This is a genomic window from Streptomyces flavofungini, from assembly GCF_041028215.1.
GTDB lineage: Bacteria > Actinomycetota > Actinomycetes > Streptomycetales > Streptomycetaceae > Streptomyces > Streptomyces flavofungini_B.
Genome location: NZ_JASKYR010000926.1, coordinates 1 through 2967 on the forward strand (window position 1 = coordinate 1; position 2967 = coordinate 2967).

At 72.3% G+C, this 2967-nt stretch carries 2 protein-coding genes; one reads left to right on the top strand and one right to left on the bottom strand.

The annotated features are described in order from the left end of the window. Positions 1-161: 161 nt before the first annotated feature. Positions 162-413, top strand: a complete 252-nt coding sequence (locus AB8Z36_RS36640) for a chaplin (RefSeq protein WP_369217707.1) — start codon at positions 162-164, stop codon at positions 411-413. 108 nt (positions 414-521) lie between these two features. Here AB8Z36_RS36640 and AB8Z36_RS36645 read toward each other — a convergent pair whose 3' ends face one another. Then, complete coding sequence (locus tag AB8Z36_RS36645; protein WP_369217708.1) at positions 522-2711, bottom strand: FG-GAP repeat domain-containing protein; 2190 nt, start codon at positions 2709-2711, stop codon at positions 522-524. Positions 2712-2967 lie beyond the last annotated feature (256 nt).

A 2967-nucleotide genomic window follows, 5' to 3' on the forward strand; every position in this document is an offset into this window, starting at 1 on the left:
CGCGAGAGGGTGTGCGGTGCTCGCGTGAGAGGGGTCGGGTGCTCGGGGGCCCGGCCGCCCCGTTCCGCCGTTCACCCGAAAGGCGGCGAGCGTTCGCGAGGACGGCCCACTCGCTGTGTGCTGGACAGCGATTCGCTTCCTACAACCGAGGAGCAACCTCAATGCGCGCACGCATCATCACCGTCGCTACTCTGCTTGCGGTCGGCACCGTTCTCGGTGGCGCGAGCCAGGCCATCGCCGACGGAGGCGGCGACGACGGCCCCTCCGCCGTTGGTAACGCCCAGAACAGCCCGGGCCTTCTGTCCGGCAACAACATCCAGGTCCCCGTCGAGGTCGGCATCCCCATCTGCGGCAACAGCATCAACGTCGTCGGGCTCCTGAACCCGGCCACCGGCCAGTGCGAAACCAACTGACACCGGTAGCTCCCGCCGGTCACTGAACACCGGCACACACGTGTCCGGGGCCACCGCCCCTCAGGCGGTGGCCCCGGACACGTTCACGCGTGGGCCAGGTGGCAGGACTCAGCCGATGGAGGCCCAGCTCTTCCAGTAGCTCGCCTCGCCGAAGGCGACCCGGTTCTTCAGGGTGCCGTCGCCGTTGCCCGCGTTGAGCCACATGCGGTCGGAGGTGTCGCGCGAGACCAGGTCCTGCTTGCCGTCGCCGTCGACGTCACCCACGCCGATGATGTCCTTGTACGAGGAGCCCCAGTCCTTGAAGACCTGGACGCGGTCCTTCAGCTTGCCGGTGGACAGACCGTCGTAGCGCCAGAGCACCCCGGAGGTGTCGAGGGCGAGCACATCGCCGAGCCCGTCGCCGTTGAGGTCGCCAGCGCCGATGACGTGCCGGTAGTTGGTCCAGGCCGAACGGATCTTCACCCGGGCCGCGAAGCCGTCCGCGCCGTCGTGCGTGTAGCGGTAGACGTCACCGGTGGCCTTGTCGCGGGCCAGCAGGTCGGGACGGCCGTCACCGGTCTGGTCGCCGCTCGCGAACAGCGTGTCGTACTTGCTCCAGTCGTTCGCGAGCCGCTTGTACGGGGAGCCGGGCGAGGGCAGCCCGCCCCCGCACACCGGGGTGTACAGCCGGGCCCCGCCCTCCGGCGTCCGCACGATCAGGTCGTTGCAGCGGTCGCCGTCGAAGTCGCCGAAGGGCACGACGCGCGTCGAGTCGTTCCACGGGGACGCGTAGAACGTCTCCGTCGGGTTGGTGGTGTCGCCGGTGTAGAGCTTCATCGACTCGCTGCGCGACAGGCCGACGATGTCACCGCGGGTGTCGTCGGCGTAGTCGTGCCACTTGGGCGCGGTGCGGGTGCCCGTCGTCGCCTCGTACGAGGAGCGCGTGCGGTTGTCGGCCTCCACCTGCGTCCACACCGCCACCGGGCGGCCCTTGCCGCCGACGGCCACGCGGCCCGTGCTCGTGGTGTCCTTGGTCTGCGAGCTGAGCGTGCGCGGCTTGGACACGTCGCCGCCGTCGATGGTCTGCGCGACGAAGTCCTGGCGCAGCGTGCGGCCGAGCTCGAAGCGCTTCTGCGTGTACGTGACGACGACCGCGCCGTCGGCGGTCGGCGCGGCGCTCAGCGACTCCGGCGCGACGCTCGACGCCAGCTTGCTCGCGGCGCCCCAGCCGCCGCCCGCGGCGCGAACGGCGAAGCCCGGCGCGCCCGCGCCCGCCATGCCGACCGCCGTGACGTCACCGTTGGCGGCGGTGTGCAGCTCGGCGGGAGCGTAGGACTGGGCGCCGATCCCGGCCGCCTCCGCCGCGCCCCACTCCGCGGCCCCGGCCGTCTTGCGGGCGTAGGCGCCGTTCGCGAGGAGGTGGAAGCCGCCCTGCGGGTGGGCGGCCAGCGTGATCTGCCGGGGCTTCTCGCCGAGCTGCGGCACGTCGCGCGGCTCCGTCCAGGCGGAACCGGCGTCGGCGGCCTTCTCCAGGTACTTGTAGTGCCACTTGGAGGCGGACGGGTCCGGGTCGACGCCGTCGCCCGTGTAGTCGCTGTCGCCGCCCCACAGCACGCCGACCGTGCCCGCCGGGTCGACGGCCACGCGCAGGTCGTGCAGGACGTAGGTGTAGACGTTGTCTTCGCGGACGATCGGGTCGGGCAGCCGGTCGAGGCTCTTCGGCGCCGACCAGGTGCCGCCGGGCCCGGACCGCTCCACGACGGTCAGGCGGTGCTCCGCGTCCATCCACGCCACGGCCTGGTGGCCGTCGGCGTTGGCCGCCAGCGTGGTGACCTGCGTGCGGGAGTGGTACCAGTCACCGGCGCGCGTGCCGGTGGTGACGGTCTCGGCGGGCGCGAACTCGCTGCCGTCCGGCGCCAGGCGGGACATCTTCAGGGTGCCGGTCGCGCCGKCCGCCGTGCCSTCCCACCAGAGCAGCGAGACGGCGCCGTCGTCGGTGCGCTGGAGGGCGGTGGCCGTGGTGGGCGTGGCCGCGCCCCAGGTGGTGCTGCCCGCGGGGCGCACCGAGACGACGGTCTCGCCGTCCTTCGTGAAGAGCCCGGCGACGCTGCCGTCGCGGGCCGACCGCACGTCGAGGACGGCGGTGACCCCGGCCAGCGCCTTCGGCGCGGCCCACGGCCCGATGCCGACGGGTACGGCCGCCGTCGCCGCCGCGGGTGCCGCCTGCGCGTACGGCGCGACGACGCCCAGCGCGAGTGCCGACACCAGAACGCTCTTGGGCAGCGTGCTTCTCAGGAGCGCGCGATATTGCCTGCTCATACGGGAATGCCCCCCCGGGCTTGAAGTCTCTCCCGGCGCCCTGCCGGGAAAGTAGCGACAGCGTATATCAGCCAAGATCGCGGTCAGGTGCGACATTTCACCGGGCGGAGTAGGGCACGGTCGTCCGCTGTCCGGTGCCGCCCAACGATCAACCCTGAGCGCCGAGTTGTGCGTCCCTCGCACCGCAGGGGCAGCCGCTGCCCCTGCGGTGACTGGGAGGCGACACGCATGAGACGACGGTCCGCACGTACCGCTC

Excerpts from the sequence above, each read along its gene's own strand:
- AB8Z36_RS36640 (WP_369217707.1), top strand. The coding sequence starts at position 162 with ATGCGCGCACGCATCATCACCGTCGCTACTCTGCTTGCGGTCGGCACC.